Origin of the sequence: Kushneria pakistanensis (assembly GCF_014652795.1) — a bacterium.
Lineage (GTDB): Bacteria > Pseudomonadota > Gammaproteobacteria > Pseudomonadales > Halomonadaceae > Kushneria > Kushneria pakistanensis.
Window position 1 is genome coordinate 394266 of sequence record NZ_BMZM01000002.1, and the last position, 14690, is coordinate 408955.

Here is a 14690-nt window from a genome sequence, read left to right on the forward strand (position 1 = left end):
TGGACCCGCGAGTATTTCAGGCGCTGGCACCTACGAAGCGCATACCCTTTTGCCATTGCCTCGTGGAGGTTGCATGAACAAGCCGCTGAACGCCCGCTCCGCTCCGGTGGCGGACTGGGTCGATATCAAAACGCTGTACGAAGACCCGTACCCGATCTATCAGCGCCTTCGTCGCGAGGGTGGCGTCCACTGGGTGCCCAGCGTCAATCGTTACCTGATCACCAGCTATGATGCGGTGATTGCCACCGAGCACGATCAGGACACCTTCTCGGCCAACGAAACGGATTCGCTTCAGATTCGCGCCATGGGGCATTCGATGCTGCGTCGCGACGACCCGGAGCACTACCGCGAACGGCGCCAGTGGCAGAGCGTGTTCAAGCCCAACGCGGTGAAAAATGTCTGGACCCGGACCTTCCATGAAAAGGGCCGCGAGCAGCTGGCCTTTCTCATCGACAAGGGCCCGGGGGCGGATCTGATCTGGGACTTTTCGGCGCCTTTCGCCGCGGAGTGTCTCAAATCGCTGCTCGGGCTCTACAACGCCTCGGCCCAGGATCTGCAGCGCTGGTCGCAGACGCTGATCGATGCCACCGGCAACTATGCTGAAGACCCGGCAGTGTGGGCGGCCGGCAAGCGCTCGTTTGATGAGGTGGATGTCGCCCTGGACGAGATGCTCGAGTGGCATCTGCATCATCGTGACCACTCCCTGATCTCGTCGCTGCTCTCCTCGCCCGAGGAGCAGATGCCGATCGAAAAGATTCGCGCCAACATCAAGATGAGCATCGGCGGCGGTCTCAACGAGCCCCGCGACGCGCTCGGTGTGGCCGCCTGGGCGATGCTGACCCACCCCGACCAGCGTCGGGCGGTCGAGCGCGACCCGAGCCTGTGGTCGACGGTGTTTGATGAAACCATTCGCTGGATTGCGCCGATCGGGCTCTACTCGCGCCAGACGACCAAAAAGACCGTGCTGGCCGGCGTTGAGCTGCCAAGGGGTGCGCGGCTGGGCATCTGCATTCTCTCGGCCAACCGCGACGAGTCGATCTGGGAGCGACCGGACGAGTTTGACATTCACCGGGAGGTCAAGCCGCACCTGGCCTTCAGCAAGGGCACCCATGTGTGTCTGGGCGCGCGGGCGGCACGGGCGGAAGTCGCCGACGTGGCGATGCCGCTTTTGTTCAATCATCTCGAGGGGCTCGAGATCCATCCCGATCAAACACCCACCGTCGGCGGCTGGGTATTTCGCGGCATGCTGTCGCTGCCGGTCACCTGGCGTGATGTCCGCCCGCTTGAGGGCAGTGCGACCTCCGTCCCCGTCAGCAACCCGGCCGCCGCGTCCGAGCGCGAGGCCGCCCCGCATGTGGCCATCGTGGGTTCGGGGCCGGCGGGCTGTTTCACGGCCAAAGAGATTCAGCGCCGCATGCCAGGGGCCCATATCGATCTTGTTGACCGCCTGCCGGTGCCCTATGGGCTTTTGCGCTACGGCGTGGCCGGCGATCACCAGGGCACCAAGGCCGTATCGCGCCAGTTCGATCGCCTGTTTGATTCGCCAAACGTGCGCTTTGTCGGCAACACCACCATCGGCGATCAGGTCTCATTTGAGGAACTGCGCGCGAACTACGACGCCGTGGTGCTCGCCTGCGGCATGTGTGCCGATCGCCGACTCGATATTGCAGGCGAGCGGCTTGCCGGGGTGTTCGGAGCAGGCGGCATTACCCGCCGACTCAATGGTCATCCGGACGAGACCGACACCCCGACGCTGGGCCGGCGCGTGGCGATCGTCGGCCAGGGCAACGTGGCCATCGATGTACTGCGGCTGCTGTCGATCCGCTCTTGCGATCTCGAGGGCAGCGACATTGATGATGCCGTGCATGGCGCACTGACCCGCGAGATCGACACGCTTCATGTCATCGGGCGCTCGAGTGCCGAGAAGGCCCGCTTTGATCCGGTAATGATTCGCGAGCTGGGCCGCTTTTCAAACATCGAACACCGCCTCCACGGCGTTGACCTGGAACGTGTGCCGGAAGGCAAGGATGCGCGGCTGGACGCGCTGCGTACCCTGCCAGGGGCGGGCAGCGTCGAGGTTGACGGCAGAGCTCACATGACCGTCGAGTGGTGGTTCGAGGCGGTACCCGAGCGCATCGACGGACAGAGGCGAGTCGAAGGCATGGTGCTGCGTCACGGCGGCGAGACCTTCTCGCTCGAGGTGGACTCGGTCATTACCGCCATCGGCTTTGTGCCCGATAAGGGCGATGCCATCTCCAGAGCGCTGGCCGAGCTGCCGGATGCTGCCGAGAACGGACGGGTCGAGGCCGGGCTCTATCTGGCCGGGTGGCTGCGCCGCGGCGCCCGCGGCACGATTCCCGATCAGCGCACCGATGCGCGGGCCCTGGCCGGCGTGCTCGGCGCTGATATCGCCAGTGGTGACGTGCGCTGTACCCGCCAGGGGCTGGCGCCACACCCTGAGGCCACCGACATCGACGGCTGGCGGCGCATTGATCATGTGGAGTGCACCAGGGCCGCCTCCGGCCGGGTGCGCACCAAGCTGTGCACGCTCAAGGCCCTGCTTGAATCAGCACGCGACAACTCGTTGAACATCGAGCGCGAAACCCGCGGCGGCGCAGGGCACGGCGATATCCCGGAAGATCTTTCGGTCAGCATTTTGTTTGGCACCGAGTCCGGCAACGCCGAGCTGGTGGCCGAAGAGCTCGAGCAGGCGCTGGACGGGCGCTGTGAGGTGGCGGTGTCGGATCTGGATGGCATTGATCCTGGAGCGCTCGACCCCGAGCGGTTCTATCTCATCGTCTGCTCGACCTACGGCGACGGTGAAGTACCAGGCAGCGCGCGCGACTTCTATCAGGCGCTGCGCGACGACGCCCCGGATCTCTCCGGCATTCGCTTTGCCAGTTTTGGACTGGGAGACAGCAGCTATGCGCGAACCTTTTTTCGCGGCGGTGAACTGCTGACCGAGGCGCTGACGGCCTGTGGGGCAACGCGCATCGGCGAGTTCGGTCGTCACGACGCCAGCGGTTCGCTTGCCGCCTCCGATGTCGCGCTGGACTGGGCGGAAGGCGTGCTGGCCCTGCTTGCCGAGGAGGCGTCCATGCCGGCCTGAGTCGACATGGTGTGATGACAATGCCTTATAACAACGTCTAATCATTAATGTATTAATGATTGTAATAACATGGCCGCTCCTTGGGACAGCAGCGGGATCACGACCATGAACAGGGTGGGCCTTGCGATATATCGACCGGCACTGGCAGCACTGCTCTGCCTGGCCGGTTTTTTGATCAGTACGCCTGCGCCGGCGATGACCACGCTGCGCATCGCCCATTTTCTGCCGGCAGTGGCCAACGTGCAGCGACGGGTGCTCGATCCCTGGTGTGACGAGCTTGAGGCGCGCTCCGATCATGAGATTCGCTGTCAGATCTACCCCTCGATGCAGCTTGGCGGCATTCCTTCCCAGCTGCCCGACATGGTGCGCAACGGCGTGGTGGACATTGCCTGGACGGCGCTTGGCTATTCCGCCGGACGCTTTCCCAGAAGCGAGGCACTGGAGCTGCCCTTCATGCTGCCGGCCGGCGGCGTGGAAGGCAGCCGCATTGCGTGGGCCTTCAGTCAGGGGCCGGCGCGGGCGGATTTTGACGACTACCACCTGCTGGCCATCCAGAGCGACGGCGGCGCCGTGTTTCATACGCGCCATACCGCCCTTCACGGCATGGACGACATGACAGGGCTAAAGCTGCGTGCCCCGACGCGCATGGCCGCACGACTGATCGATTCGCTGGGCGCCTCGGCAGTGAGCATGCCGCCGGCCCAGATTGCTGACACGCTCGCCAAGGGCGTCATCGACGGTGCCTCGGCCGGCTGGGAGGTCGTGCCGCCGACCAAGCTTGATGAGGTCACCCACTATCACACCGAATCGAACGCGCATCAGGCCACCCCGACCGTGACCGTGCTTGCCTTTTTGATGAACAGGGAAAGCTATGCGCGCCTGCCCGACAAGGCGCGTCAGGCGCTGGACAGCCTCAGCGGCGAGGCCCTGTCGCGACGCTTTGGCAAGGCCTGGGATGATGCCATCGCGCCGGTCAGAAAACGCCTTGAAAGTGATCCCGACCACACCGTCATTGCCCTTGATGATGACGCCTACCGCGCCATGCGTGACGCCTCCAGGGGCGTTACCGAGGCGTGGATGGCCTCGCGCGAGCGGGGCGTCGATCGCGCGGCGCTGGTGCGCTCGCTTGAGGCGATGGTCGAGTCAATGGCCCCGGCGCTGCATCAGACGTCGGCGCCGGCCGGGCAGAACATTTCCAGGAGAGCGACACCATGAAGACACTGCTGCAGCGGCTGGCCGCCGGGCTGGCGCTGATAGGGGGCGTTCTGCTGCTGGCGGCCATCGCCCTGTCGCTGGCCTCAATGCTGGGTCGGCGGCTCTGGACGACGCCCATCACGGGCGACATGGAGCTTTTGCAGATGACCATGGCCGTGGCGGTGGCCTGTTTTCTGCCGCTGTGTGAAATCAACGACCGCCACATCCGCGTCGATATTATCGCCACCTTCCTGCCGCAAGGCGCCAATCGCATCCTGCTGTCGCTCTCGCATCTGACGCTGGCCGTGATCTGTGCGCTGCTGACCTGGCGCACGGCCATGCTGGCGATGGATAGCCTCACATATGACGCCCAGAGCGTGCAGCTTGGTCTGAGCGAGGGGCTCTTTCAGATGGCCATGCTGCCCGGCATCGCCCTGATGGGGCTTTGTGCGCTCTATCAGGGCGTGTATCGACTCACCCATGACGAGGTGCCCGCCATGATCGAAGAGGAGGGATTTTAATGGACGGACTCGCAATGGGGGCGGTGGCCCTTGGGGCCATGCTGGTGCTGCTGGGGTGTCGTCTACATGTGGGCGTGGGCATGCTGCTGGCCGGTGCCCTGTGTTATCTGCTGGTCTATGGCGGCGATATGCACGCGCTGCTGTATACCCTCAACAACCTGGTCTACGCGCGCTTTTCAAGCTATGACCTGGCCGTGATTCCCATCTTCGTGCTGATGGGGCAGTTCGCGATCCACGGCGGGCTCTCCTCGACGCTCTTTCAGGCCAGCGCCAGATGGATCGGCCACTGGCGGGGCGGACTTGCGATGTCGGCGGCCGGTGCCTGTGCCGGCTTTGGCGCCATCTGCGGCTCGTCGCTGGCCACCGCCACCACCATGAGTCAGGTGGCGCTGCCCGAACTCGAGCGCCATCGCTACAGCAAACGCCTGGCGACCGGCACCATTGCCGCAGCGGGCACGCTGGGCATCCTGATTCCGCCATCGGTACCCCTGATCGTCTACGCCGTACTGACGCAGACCTCGATTGCGACCCTGTTTCTGGCCGCGGTGCTGCCGGGGCTGCTGGCGGTGGCAGGCTATTTTGCGGTGATCCGTCTGCTGGCGGTGCGCACCATGAGCAGCATCGAAGCCTCGCCACGCTATTCGTGGTCCGAGCGACGGGCCAGTCTGCGCGAGATCGCCCCGGTGCTGGTGATCTTTGTCACTGTGATCTTCGGGCTCTACGGCGGCTGGGCAAACCTGACCGAGGCGGCCTCGCTCGGGGCCGCGGCCTGCGGGGTCTATGCCGTGTGGCGCGGCATGCGCGGGGCCGGGCTCTATAAAAGCCTGGTGGGGACGGCGGAGGCGAGCGCCATGATCTATCTGGTGGTGATCGGTGCCGATCTTTTGAACAGCGGGCTGGCGCTGGGGCAGATGCCGGCAGCGCTTGCCGACTGGGTACTGGGCAGTGGTCTGACGCCGCTGGCGGTGCTGCTGGTGATTCTTGTGATCTATCTGGTGCTGGGCTGCATGATGGATTCGCTGTCGATGATTCTGCTGACCATCCCGATCTTCTTTCCCATCATCATGCAGCTGGAGCTTTTCGGCCTGACCGGGCCGGAAAAGGCGATCTGGTTCGGGATCGTGGCGCTGATGGTGGTGGAGATCGGGCTGATTACCCCGCCAATGGGAATGAATCTTTTCATCGTGCAGAAATACAGCCACAACACGTCGCTGGCCACGGTCAGTCGCGGCATCGTGCCGTTTCTCGGTGCCGACATGGTACGCATCGCCATTATCGTTTTTGTACCGGCGCTGTCGCTGGTGTGGCTGGGGTAGCCCATCAGCCCCGAACATCTGCGCCACTGATCTTCCTTTCCCTTGATCTTCATGTCGACCGGCCCTGCGCCGGTTTTTTAATGCCGAAGGCAATTGACGGCAGCCGGGGGCCAATTTTCGTCAGCGCCAGACAAGAGCAGGACATGGCTGCTCGCTAGCCTGTCATCAGAAGTCCGGCGCTCCAGCCATCACAACAGCACGCGTCACAGCACCAGGCCTCATAACAACAGGCGTCACAACAACAGGCGTCACAACAACAAGGGATGACTGACCCATGATCAACTCACGCTACAGCCCCCTCCTGCCGCGGCTGGCCGCCGGCACTGCCCTGACGCTGTCGATGTGTGGCAGCGCTTCGGCACTCGAGCTTTATAAAACGGCGGACACCACCGTCAATCTCAACGTCAACGGCGTGGCTGGCGCCTTTCACAGCCAGAAGGGTTATGCCCAGACGGAAACGGCCGAGGCCGGCGGGCGGGACTGGCAGGAAGGGTTCGTCAAGTACGGCCTGGAAGCGATCCACACGCTGTCACCGACCCAGGGGTCGATCTATGGCAACGTGGCCTGGACCTCCAGCGCCACCTGGGGGCAGGGAGATGCGGGCGGCTTTACCACCGGCGATGAGCGCACGACACACATCGAGAATCTGTTTGCCGGCTGGAAGTCCGGCGATCTGGTGCCGGCGCTGGGACATGATGGTATCGATATCTCCTTTGGTCGTCAGTACATTCAGGCCGGTGACGGCTTTTTGATCTCCGGCGATTCGCTCAACTTCGGCCAGGGCGTGCTGGATGGCGCCCTTGACCGCGGCGGTGCCTACTATCTGGCCGCACGGCAGTCCTTTGACAATACTGCCGTGATTCGACTCGGTGGCGACCAGGGCTGGCGGGGCGATCTGATGTGGCTGAAGTCCGACAATCGGGCCCAGGCCCGCCCCGAGATGGCAGTGGGTACGCTGGAGCACGTCGACGGCGACAACACGCTCGGGGCGACATATCTCAAGGTGCTCAACACCGACAGCGATTACGCGTTTCTCTACCCCGACCGCGAGAACACTAGGGTCTATAGCGTCTACGGTCACGGCAATGCCGGGGTCGAGAACCTGTTTCTGTCCGGTCAGTACGCCTGGCAGAACAAGGGCAACGACGACAGCGAAAACGCCTGGTATCTGGAAGCCGGCTGGACGTTTGACGAGCTGGCCTGGTCACCCTACGTAAGCTATCGCTTCAGCCGCTTCTCCGACGGCTATGACCCGCTGTTCTACGGCAACGGTCGCGCACTCGGCACCTGGTTCCAGGGCGAGGTGGCGGCCAACTACGCCGGCCCCTTTGCAAGCAATGCCCGCGTTCACCAGGTCACGCTGACGCTCAAGCCGGCTGAACAGCTGAGCCTTGGGCTCATGGCGTATCGCTTTGACACCATCAATGCCGACCGTGGGCCAAGGCTTGATGGCAACGAGATCGATATCTACGCCCACTGGGACATCACCGATCAATGGTGGCTGATGCCGCTGCTGGGTCGCTACAAGCCGGATGAGTCGGTGGAAAGCGGCGGTTCACAGCTCGGCGACAGCGGTACGAACTACTACACCCAGCTGATGGTCGGCTTCAATTTCTAGCACTCGGCAGCCAGCGTCATGTGTGTGGCAGAGCAGGGCAAGCACTACCTCTGTTGGCCCCCTAGTCTGGGCCCATGCATGTCATGCGGCCCCGCTGGCGCCGCTTTCACTGAATCTGCGTATGCGCAGGAGATTGTCATGAGTCAGACCACCACCGCCCAGGGCGTGCAGGATTTCTTCAAGCGGGCCACCGGCTCGTTCATCGACGGCACCTTTCTCGAAGAAGGCAAGCCCTTTGACGTGCTGGACCCTTCCAGCGGTCAGGCGCTGACCACGCTGCGTGAAGGGGATCGCGCCCTGGCCGACCGGGCGATTGCGCTGACCAAGGAGAGCTTCGAGGATGGCCGCTGGTCCGGACTGACGCCGGCCGCACGCGAGCGCATCCTGCTGCGCTTTGCCGATCTGGTCGAGGCGCACGCCGAAGAGTTGGCCCAGATCGAAACCCTCAACCAGGGCAAGTCGATCAACCTCGCCCGCGGCGTTGACGTGGGCTTTTCAATCGATTTCATCCGCTACATGGCCGGCTGGACCACCAAGCTCGAGGGCAACACCCGCGACGTTTCCATCGGCATGCCGGAAGGCGCAAGGTTCAATGTCTACACCCTGCGCCAGCCGCTGGGCGTGGTAGGGGCCATTGTGCCGTGGAACTTCCCGATGATGATTGCGCTGTGGAAGCTGGTGCCGGCGCTGGCGGCGGGCTGCACGGTGGTATTGAAGCCCGCCTCGGAAACGCCCTTGAGCGTGCTGCGTCTGGCGGAGCTGGCGCTGGAAGCCGGTGTGCCGAAGGGCGTGTTCAACGTGGTACTGGGTTCGGGCTCGGTGGTCGGTACGCGTCTGGCCGAGCATCCGGACGTCAAAAAGGTCACCTTCACCGGCAGCACCGCGGTCGGCAAGCAGGTCGGCCACGCCGCCGTGGAGCACATGGCGCACTTCTCGCTGGAGCTGGGCGGCAAGAACCCGATGCTGGTGCTGGAAGATGCCGACGTTGAAAAGGCCGTCAATGGCGCGCTGATGGGCGGGCTGTTCAATCAGGGGCAGGTGTGCGCGGCAGCCTCGCGCTTTTATGTGCATCGCAGCCTTCATGACGCCTTCTGCGAGCGGCTGGCCCAGGCTGTGGACACCATGCAGGCCGGCCCCGGCATGGACCCGCAGGCGCAGGTCAATCCGCTGGTTTCCAAACGCCAGCAGGACAGCGTGCGCGGCTATCTCGATCGGGCGCGCGAGCAGGGTGCCACCATTCATGTGGGCAACGACGTGCCCACGGAAGGCTTCTATGTGTCGCCGGCCATCATCAGCGGCGCCCATCACGATATGGAAGTTGCGCGCGAAGAGGTCTTCGGGCCGGTGCTGACCGTCATTCCGTTTGATGACGAGGAAGAAGCGCTGCGCATGGTCAATGACAGTGACCTGGGGCTGGCGGCCAGTCTCTGGACCAACAATCTGTCAAAGGCCATGGCCCTGACGCCGCGTATCGAGGCCGGCACCGTATGGGTCAATACCCACGTAACGCTTGATCCGGCCATGCCGTTTGGCGGTCTCAAGATGTCCGGGCTTGGCAAGGAGTTCGGCCCTGAAGCGGTCAACGCCTACACCGAGCTCAAGTCGGTGTGCATCGCCTACTGATGGATGACACGCACCGGCCGCTCGAGGGTGAGCGGCCGGTCACGGTTGTCAGATCAACGCGTCGTTCGGATCACGTCTGTAGCGCAGGCAGCATGTCGCCTCCGGGTCAGGCAGCGTGCTCAAGCCGGGTGCGACGATACTCGCGCGGCGAGCTTGAAAACTCGCGCTTGAAAGAGCGGCTGAAATGCGCCGAGTCGGTAAAGCCCCACTTGTAGGCAATCTGCGTAATCGAGCGCCGGCTCAGAATCGGGCTGGCCAGCTCTTCGGCGCAGCGCGCCAGCCGGCGGCGCTGCACGTAGCGACACACCGTCTCGCCGTGCTGCTCGAACAGGCGGTAGAGCTGTCGCACCGACATGTGAAAGGCACTGGCCAGACGCTCCGGACTGATGCCGTCTTCCTGCAGATGCTGGTCAATGAACTGCTGAACGCAGATGAACAGCGTGCCGTCGGCCTGTTCCATGAACGCCGGTGACATCGTCTGATGCTGATGAATGGCCGGCAGCAGGGCCACCAGTGACTCCAGAATCCCCCGCTCTTTCTCCTCTGCCGCCGCCAGCGGCTCGGTCACCATCCGATTGACGATCAGCTGCAGGATCTGACTGCTGGCGCAGTCGGCCGTGATCTTCATGAAGGGAATGGCCGTGTTGCCGAAGCGCCCGGCCACGTCGCTGCGCGTCAGATGGAGTGAATCGTGCTCGATCAGGCCGTGAGGAATGATGTCACAGGCCATGACGGAGTCCATCAGCGCCATTTCTCCCGGGCGCAGCGTGATGGCGGTGTCGTTTTGCACCAGCGTGGCATGGCCCTGCTTCTGAACAACAAGAAAACAGAAGCGGTCTTCATTGCGACGCTGGGTATGGCTGCTGGTAATCCTTTCGGCGTTCGTGACGATATTGGCAATCTCGATGCCGCCATTGGCGCGTCTTGAGACGCTGCCTTGGAAGCTGCGGCGATCCCGGGGAATCGAGTCGAACTGGCCGCATGTTTGCCGCAGGGCGCCAAGCCAGACATCGAACGGCAGTGAGGTTGCATTCGTGGTTAGCATTGGGTCACCATAATCATTAACATTTTAATGGTTGGAATGACTCTAAAGAAAAAAGAGCGCTGTCACCACCATCCATTGGTCAAGCATGCCCTGATCCAGCGCAGCGCTTGTGCAATAGTGCAAACAACATGCCATGACCGCGGGTAGTGCGCCCGAAGGAGTCATTGATGAGCATTACACTGCATCACTGTCTTGATGCCGCCGAACATGCCCGGCGGCTGGAAGGCTGGCAGCAGGAGTCAAGCCAGATCGAGGCCGGCGTGTTTTCGGGTGAGATCGTGGACGTTTCCAGCCGTGAGGTACGCCTTTTTCGCGAAAGTGCCAATCTGGGTCTGCACCAGCGCATGCATTTTCCCGAGTCCCAGTGGCATCTGGTCACGCCCATTCGCTGGTCGAGCACGAGCCTGTTCGGCACCGATACCGTGACCGTCCTGCCGCGCTGCGATCAGTTCTGGAGCGTGGCGCCGTCGAACTACGATCTGCTGGTGGTGTCCATCGATCGAAGCCGCCATGAGTGGCTCGGCCGCGATGAACATCGTCTGCGCCGCCTTGATGTGCCTGCAGCACTTTTGAACCAGGCCCGCGGGCAGTGGCAGTTGATGACCGATTATCTGCGCCAGCGTCCGGACCGCGAGCCGATGTCACAGGCCCTGCAGCAGTCACTGATGCGCCAGCTCGAGGAGAGCATCGAGCTGCTGCTGGGCAGCGCGACGCTCGTCGGTGAGCCGGACGTCGCCAGCTACCGAACCCGGCGCTACATCGTTGATCGCTGTCAGGCGCTGATTCGCAGCCGCCCCGATGACCCGCCCTCGCTGATGGCGCTGTGCCACCAGCTCAGAATCTCCAGACGTACCCTTCAGTACAGCTTCCAGAGTGAGGTCGGCCAGTCCCCGGTGACCTATCTGCGCGCATTGCGGCTCAATGCCGTGCGCCGCAGTCTCCTGCAGAACCCGACCCAGGCGCTGGCGGACGCCGCCGCCGCCCAGGGCTTTTTCCATCAGAGCTACTTCTGCCGCGAGTATCGTCGGCTGTTTCATGAACCGCCCTCCACAACCCGGGCACGGATTCTTGAACCCGATCGGCAGTGTGTGGCGTAGATCTGCCATACCCGAGCTAGAACCGGCCGAATCGGTAGGGTGTCGGGCTGATGATCGGCGCCTCGTTCATGACCAGATCCGCCGCCAGCTGGCCGGCAGCCGGCGAGGTACCAAAGCCGTGCCCGGAGAAGCCGGTCGCCAGCGTCAGCCCCGGCACGCCGGGTACGGCATCGATCACCGGATTGGAGTCAGGTGTGACATCGAACATGCCCGCCCAGGACTGTTCGATGGTGGCGTTTTCAAACACCGGCCAGGCGGTTGCCAGATTGCGCAGGGCATCATTGTTGAATTTTTCGTTGACCGGCGGGTCCATGGTACGCACGCGCTCAAAGGGTGAGCGGCCCTGCTTCCAGCGCCGGGAGAGCGCGAGATCCCGCCAGAAGTGCTTGCCCAGCGACATCTTCAAAAGCCCCCATTGCGAGCGCAGCGAACTCAGGTATTTCGAACCGACCAGCAGGTGATCAAACGTCAGCGGGGCATCCAGTGCGCCGCGCTGGGTCACGATGAAACCGCCATCCCTGTGCTTTCGAAAGGAGAAGTCCGGTCCGCCCACGGCGCTGTCGGTCGGGCCTTTCATGGAATGGGTACGAAACACCGATAAAATCAGCGGCAGCGTCGGCAGCGAAATGCCAATGTTGCCCAGAAAACGGCGTGACCACAGACCGCCGGCCAGCAGCACCTGGTCACAGCTGATCTCGCCGCGCTCGGTCACCACGCCGCTGACTCGGCCGCCGGTGCGCACCAGGTTGCGCACTGCGCAGTGCTCGACGATGACCGCGCCACGGGCGATGGCAGCCCGGGCGATGGCGCTGGAAGCCAGTGTCGGCTCGGCATAGCCATCGGAGGCGGTGAGGATACCGCCGGCCCACTGGCCGCGGCCGCCGGGGGCGTGTTGGTCGATATCGCGGGCGCTCATGAGCCTTGAGTCCAGCGACAGGTCCGATACCGACTTGAGCCAGCTTTCGTGCACGGCGAGCTGTTCGGGCGTGCGCGATAAAAACATGATGCCCGACGGGCGATAGCCGACATCGCTGCCGGTCCGCTCTGCCATGTTGGCCCACAGCCGGTCGGCAGCCAGCGCCAGGGGCACATCCTCGCCGTGACGGCTGGTCTTGCGAATCCAGCCCAGATTACGGGAGGACTGCTCCCCGGCCAGGCGGCCCTTTTCCAGCACGACGACCGGCACGCCGCGTTCGGCAAGGGTCAGCGCGGCGGTCAGACCGATAATGCCGCCCCCGATGATGACCACGGTGGTCGAGGCGGGAAAGTCCCTGGAGGTGTCAACGGATGCGATGGTCGGTGCCATGAAAGTGTCCTGATCGGTGGGTCAGCAAACCAGGGGCGACCGGTCGATGCCGGTCGCCTGTCAAACGCTTGAGTAGCAACCCCGGCGGGGCCTTACTGCGAGGAGGTGTCGATCCTTTGAACCTCGGCGCTGCCGGCGCCGCGGTAGGCGGTCACTTCCAGCTCGACCTTGTAGACCTCCGAGCCCAGCGGCGGGCAGGTGACGGTGATGACCGGATCAACGCCGCGCATCGTCTCGCCAAACAGCGTCATGACGGTCTCGGTATCGGCCGGGTTCTGGATGAAGATCCTTGCGGATACCACGTCGGCCAGACTGCTGTCGACGGCGGCAAGGCCGCGCTCGATGTTGGCAAACACCTGCTTGAGCTGCTCGCTGACATCCTCCGGAATCTCCTTGGTGTCCGGGTTGCGACCGGCCGTGTTGGAAACAAGGATCCAGTTGTCGACGGCCACCACGCGGGAATAGCTGGCGTGTTCCTCGAATTTTGAACCTGTCTTTACCTTTGTAATCCTGGTCATTGCAGAGTGCTCGCATTAAAAGTCGATGAAAGGGCGGGCGCCCGTAAACGGGGCGCCTGCCGAAGAAGACGCTGCTCGTTATCGCAGTACTGGTTCATCCCACAGGTTGAGCCTGACGCCGATGCCCTCTTCCACGGCCCGGCGGTAGACGACCGTGGCCCAGGCGACGTCCTCGACCGGCATGCCGCCGACCGACATCATGATGATCTCGTCATCGCTTTGACGCCCCGGGCTGTCACCGGAGACGATGGCGCCCAGGTCCTCGAGATCCTCGGCCTTGAGGGTGCCGGCGTGAATCATGTCCATGAACTTCACGCCGACCAGCGGAATACAGTTGTGGGCGGGCTTGGGCACTTCCTCGTACCAGGCTTCATAGAGGCCGGTGTCGTCGAGCACCTTGCGAACATCACTCGCCTCCATGCCTTCATCGAAGTTGCACGGCGCGGGCATGGCCAGAAAGGCGCCGGGCTTGACCCACTCACGCTTGACCAGCGGATACTGCGAGGGGTCGCCGACTTCGCCGGAAGCGCAGTAGGTCACGATGTCTGAATCGCGCACCACGGCTTCGACACTGTCGACCACCTCGACATTGGTGATCTGCGGATAGTGCTCTTCTATCCAGTTCAGAAAGACGCTGAGGTTTTCGCCGCTGCGGCCCTTGACCTTGAGGGTGTCAATCTGCGGACAGACGGCCATAAACGCCGCCACGCTCGTGCGGCCCATCACGCCCGGTCCCAGAAGACCGATAACGCGGGAGTCCTTGCGCGCCAGGTGGCGGGCGCCGACGCCCGGCACCGCGCCGGTGCGGTAGGCCGACAGCAGGTTGGCCGACATGTAGGCCAGCGGCGCGGCAGTGTCCGGGTCGGTGAGCGTGAACATCAAAATGGAGCGGGGCAGCCCCTTTTCCTTGTTGGCGATGTTGGAGCCGTACCACTTCACCCCGGAAGTGCAGAAGCTGCCGCCCAGATAGGCCGGCATCGCCATCATGCGACGATCCGCGGTGGGCTTTGGCATGGTGGGAAACGGCGACTCCTGGGGAAACATGATCATCGCGCCGTGCGAGTCATTGTTGGGGCCGGCCATGCGGTAGTCACCGATGTGCAGCAGGTGAAAGACCTCTTCCATGGTATCGACGCAGGCGGCCATGTCGGTGACACCTGCGCGGATCATGTCCTGCTCGGACAGATAGATGAAATCGATTCTGGTGTTGTGGTCCATCGTGCGGCCCTCGGCGAGTTCTTTCCAATGCGATGTCCCGCATGGTGCGTCTCGTCGAACGCAGGCGTTAGCACAGATCGGCAACCGATGGCGGTTCCAGGACCAAGGTCGAAGAGCGTGGCAAA

The 14690-nt window shown here is 63.3% G+C and carries 11 protein-coding genes; 7 read left to right on the top strand and 4 right to left on the bottom strand.

Annotated features, from left to right (window positions below; translation table 11 throughout):
• The first annotated feature begins 73 nt into the window (after window positions 1–73).
• From IE123_RS07225 to IE123_RS07250, 6 genes are all read left to right on the top strand, one after another.
• Window positions 74–3109: a cytochrome P450 gene (locus IE123_RS07225; protein WP_189516606.1), complete on the top strand. Its 3036-nt coding sequence runs from the start codon at window positions 74–76 to the stop codon at window positions 3107–3109.
• Between the two features lie 105 nt (window positions 3110–3214).
• Window positions 3215–4324, top strand: coding sequence for a TRAP transporter substrate-binding protein (locus IE123_RS07230; RefSeq protein WP_189516608.1), 1110 nt, complete (start codon window positions 3215–3217; stop codon window positions 4322–4324).
• Window positions 4321–4824, top strand: a complete 504-nt coding sequence (locus IE123_RS07235; protein WP_189516610.1) for a TRAP transporter small permease — start codon at window positions 4321–4323, stop codon at window positions 4822–4824. The genes IE123_RS07230 and IE123_RS07235 overlap by 4 nt, the downstream gene beginning before the upstream one ends.
• Window positions 4824–6140 carry a TRAP transporter large permease gene (locus IE123_RS07240; RefSeq protein ID WP_189516613.1) on the top strand — a complete coding sequence of 439 codons (1317 nt, stop codon included), beginning with the start codon at window positions 4824–4826 and terminating at the stop codon, window positions 6138–6140. Before IE123_RS07235 ends, IE123_RS07240 begins: the two co-directional genes overlap by 1 nt.
• A 274-nt stretch (window positions 6141–6414) precedes the next feature.
• Window positions 6415–7758 (top strand): alginate export family protein, encoded by a 1344-nt coding sequence (locus IE123_RS07245; RefSeq protein ID WP_229819652.1) that lies wholly within the window; start codon window positions 6415–6417, stop codon window positions 7756–7758.
• 138 nt (window positions 7759–7896) lie between these two features.
• Window positions 7897–9381, top strand: coding sequence for an aldehyde dehydrogenase family protein (locus tag IE123_RS07250; RefSeq protein WP_189516615.1), 1485 nt, complete (start codon window positions 7897–7899; stop codon window positions 9379–9381).
• A 106-nt stretch (window positions 9382–9487) separates the two neighbouring features.
• Here the strand turns inward: IE123_RS07250 and feaR are convergent, their stop codons facing one another.
• Window positions 9488–10426, bottom strand: coding sequence for a transcriptional regulator FeaR (feaR, locus tag IE123_RS07255; RefSeq protein WP_189516618.1), 939 nt, complete (start codon window positions 10424–10426; stop codon window positions 9488–9490).
• 167 nt (window positions 10427–10593) lie between these two features.
• Between feaR and IE123_RS07260 the strand changes: the two genes are divergently transcribed.
• The gene (locus IE123_RS07260; RefSeq protein WP_189516620.1) at window positions 10594–11523 is read left to right on the top strand and encodes a helix-turn-helix domain-containing protein; all 930 of its coding nucleotides are present in this window, start codon (window positions 10594–10596) and stop codon (window positions 11521–11523) included.
• Window positions 11524–11539: 16 nt separating this feature from the next.
• Here the strand turns inward: IE123_RS07260 and IE123_RS07265 are convergent, their stop codons facing one another.
• The 3 genes from IE123_RS07265 to IE123_RS07275 all read right to left on the bottom strand — a co-directional run bounded on the left by IE123_RS07265 (window position 11540) and on the right by IE123_RS07275 (window position 14565).
• Window positions 11540–12829: an NAD(P)/FAD-dependent oxidoreductase gene (locus tag IE123_RS07265; RefSeq protein ID WP_189516622.1), complete on the bottom strand. Its 1290-nt coding sequence runs from the start codon at window positions 12827–12829 to the stop codon at window positions 11540–11542.
• A 92-nt stretch (window positions 12830–12921) separates the two neighbouring features.
• Window positions 12922–13347, bottom strand: a complete 426-nt coding sequence (locus tag IE123_RS07270; RefSeq protein ID WP_189516624.1) for a Rid family hydrolase — start codon at window positions 13345–13347, stop codon at window positions 12922–12924.
• 78 nt (window positions 13348–13425) lie between these two features.
• On the bottom strand, window positions 13426–14565 hold the full coding sequence (locus IE123_RS07275) for an ornithine cyclodeaminase family protein (RefSeq protein WP_189516626.1): 1140 nt from the start codon (window positions 14563–14565) through the stop codon (window positions 13426–13428).
• Window positions 14566–14690: the final 125 nt, after the last annotated feature.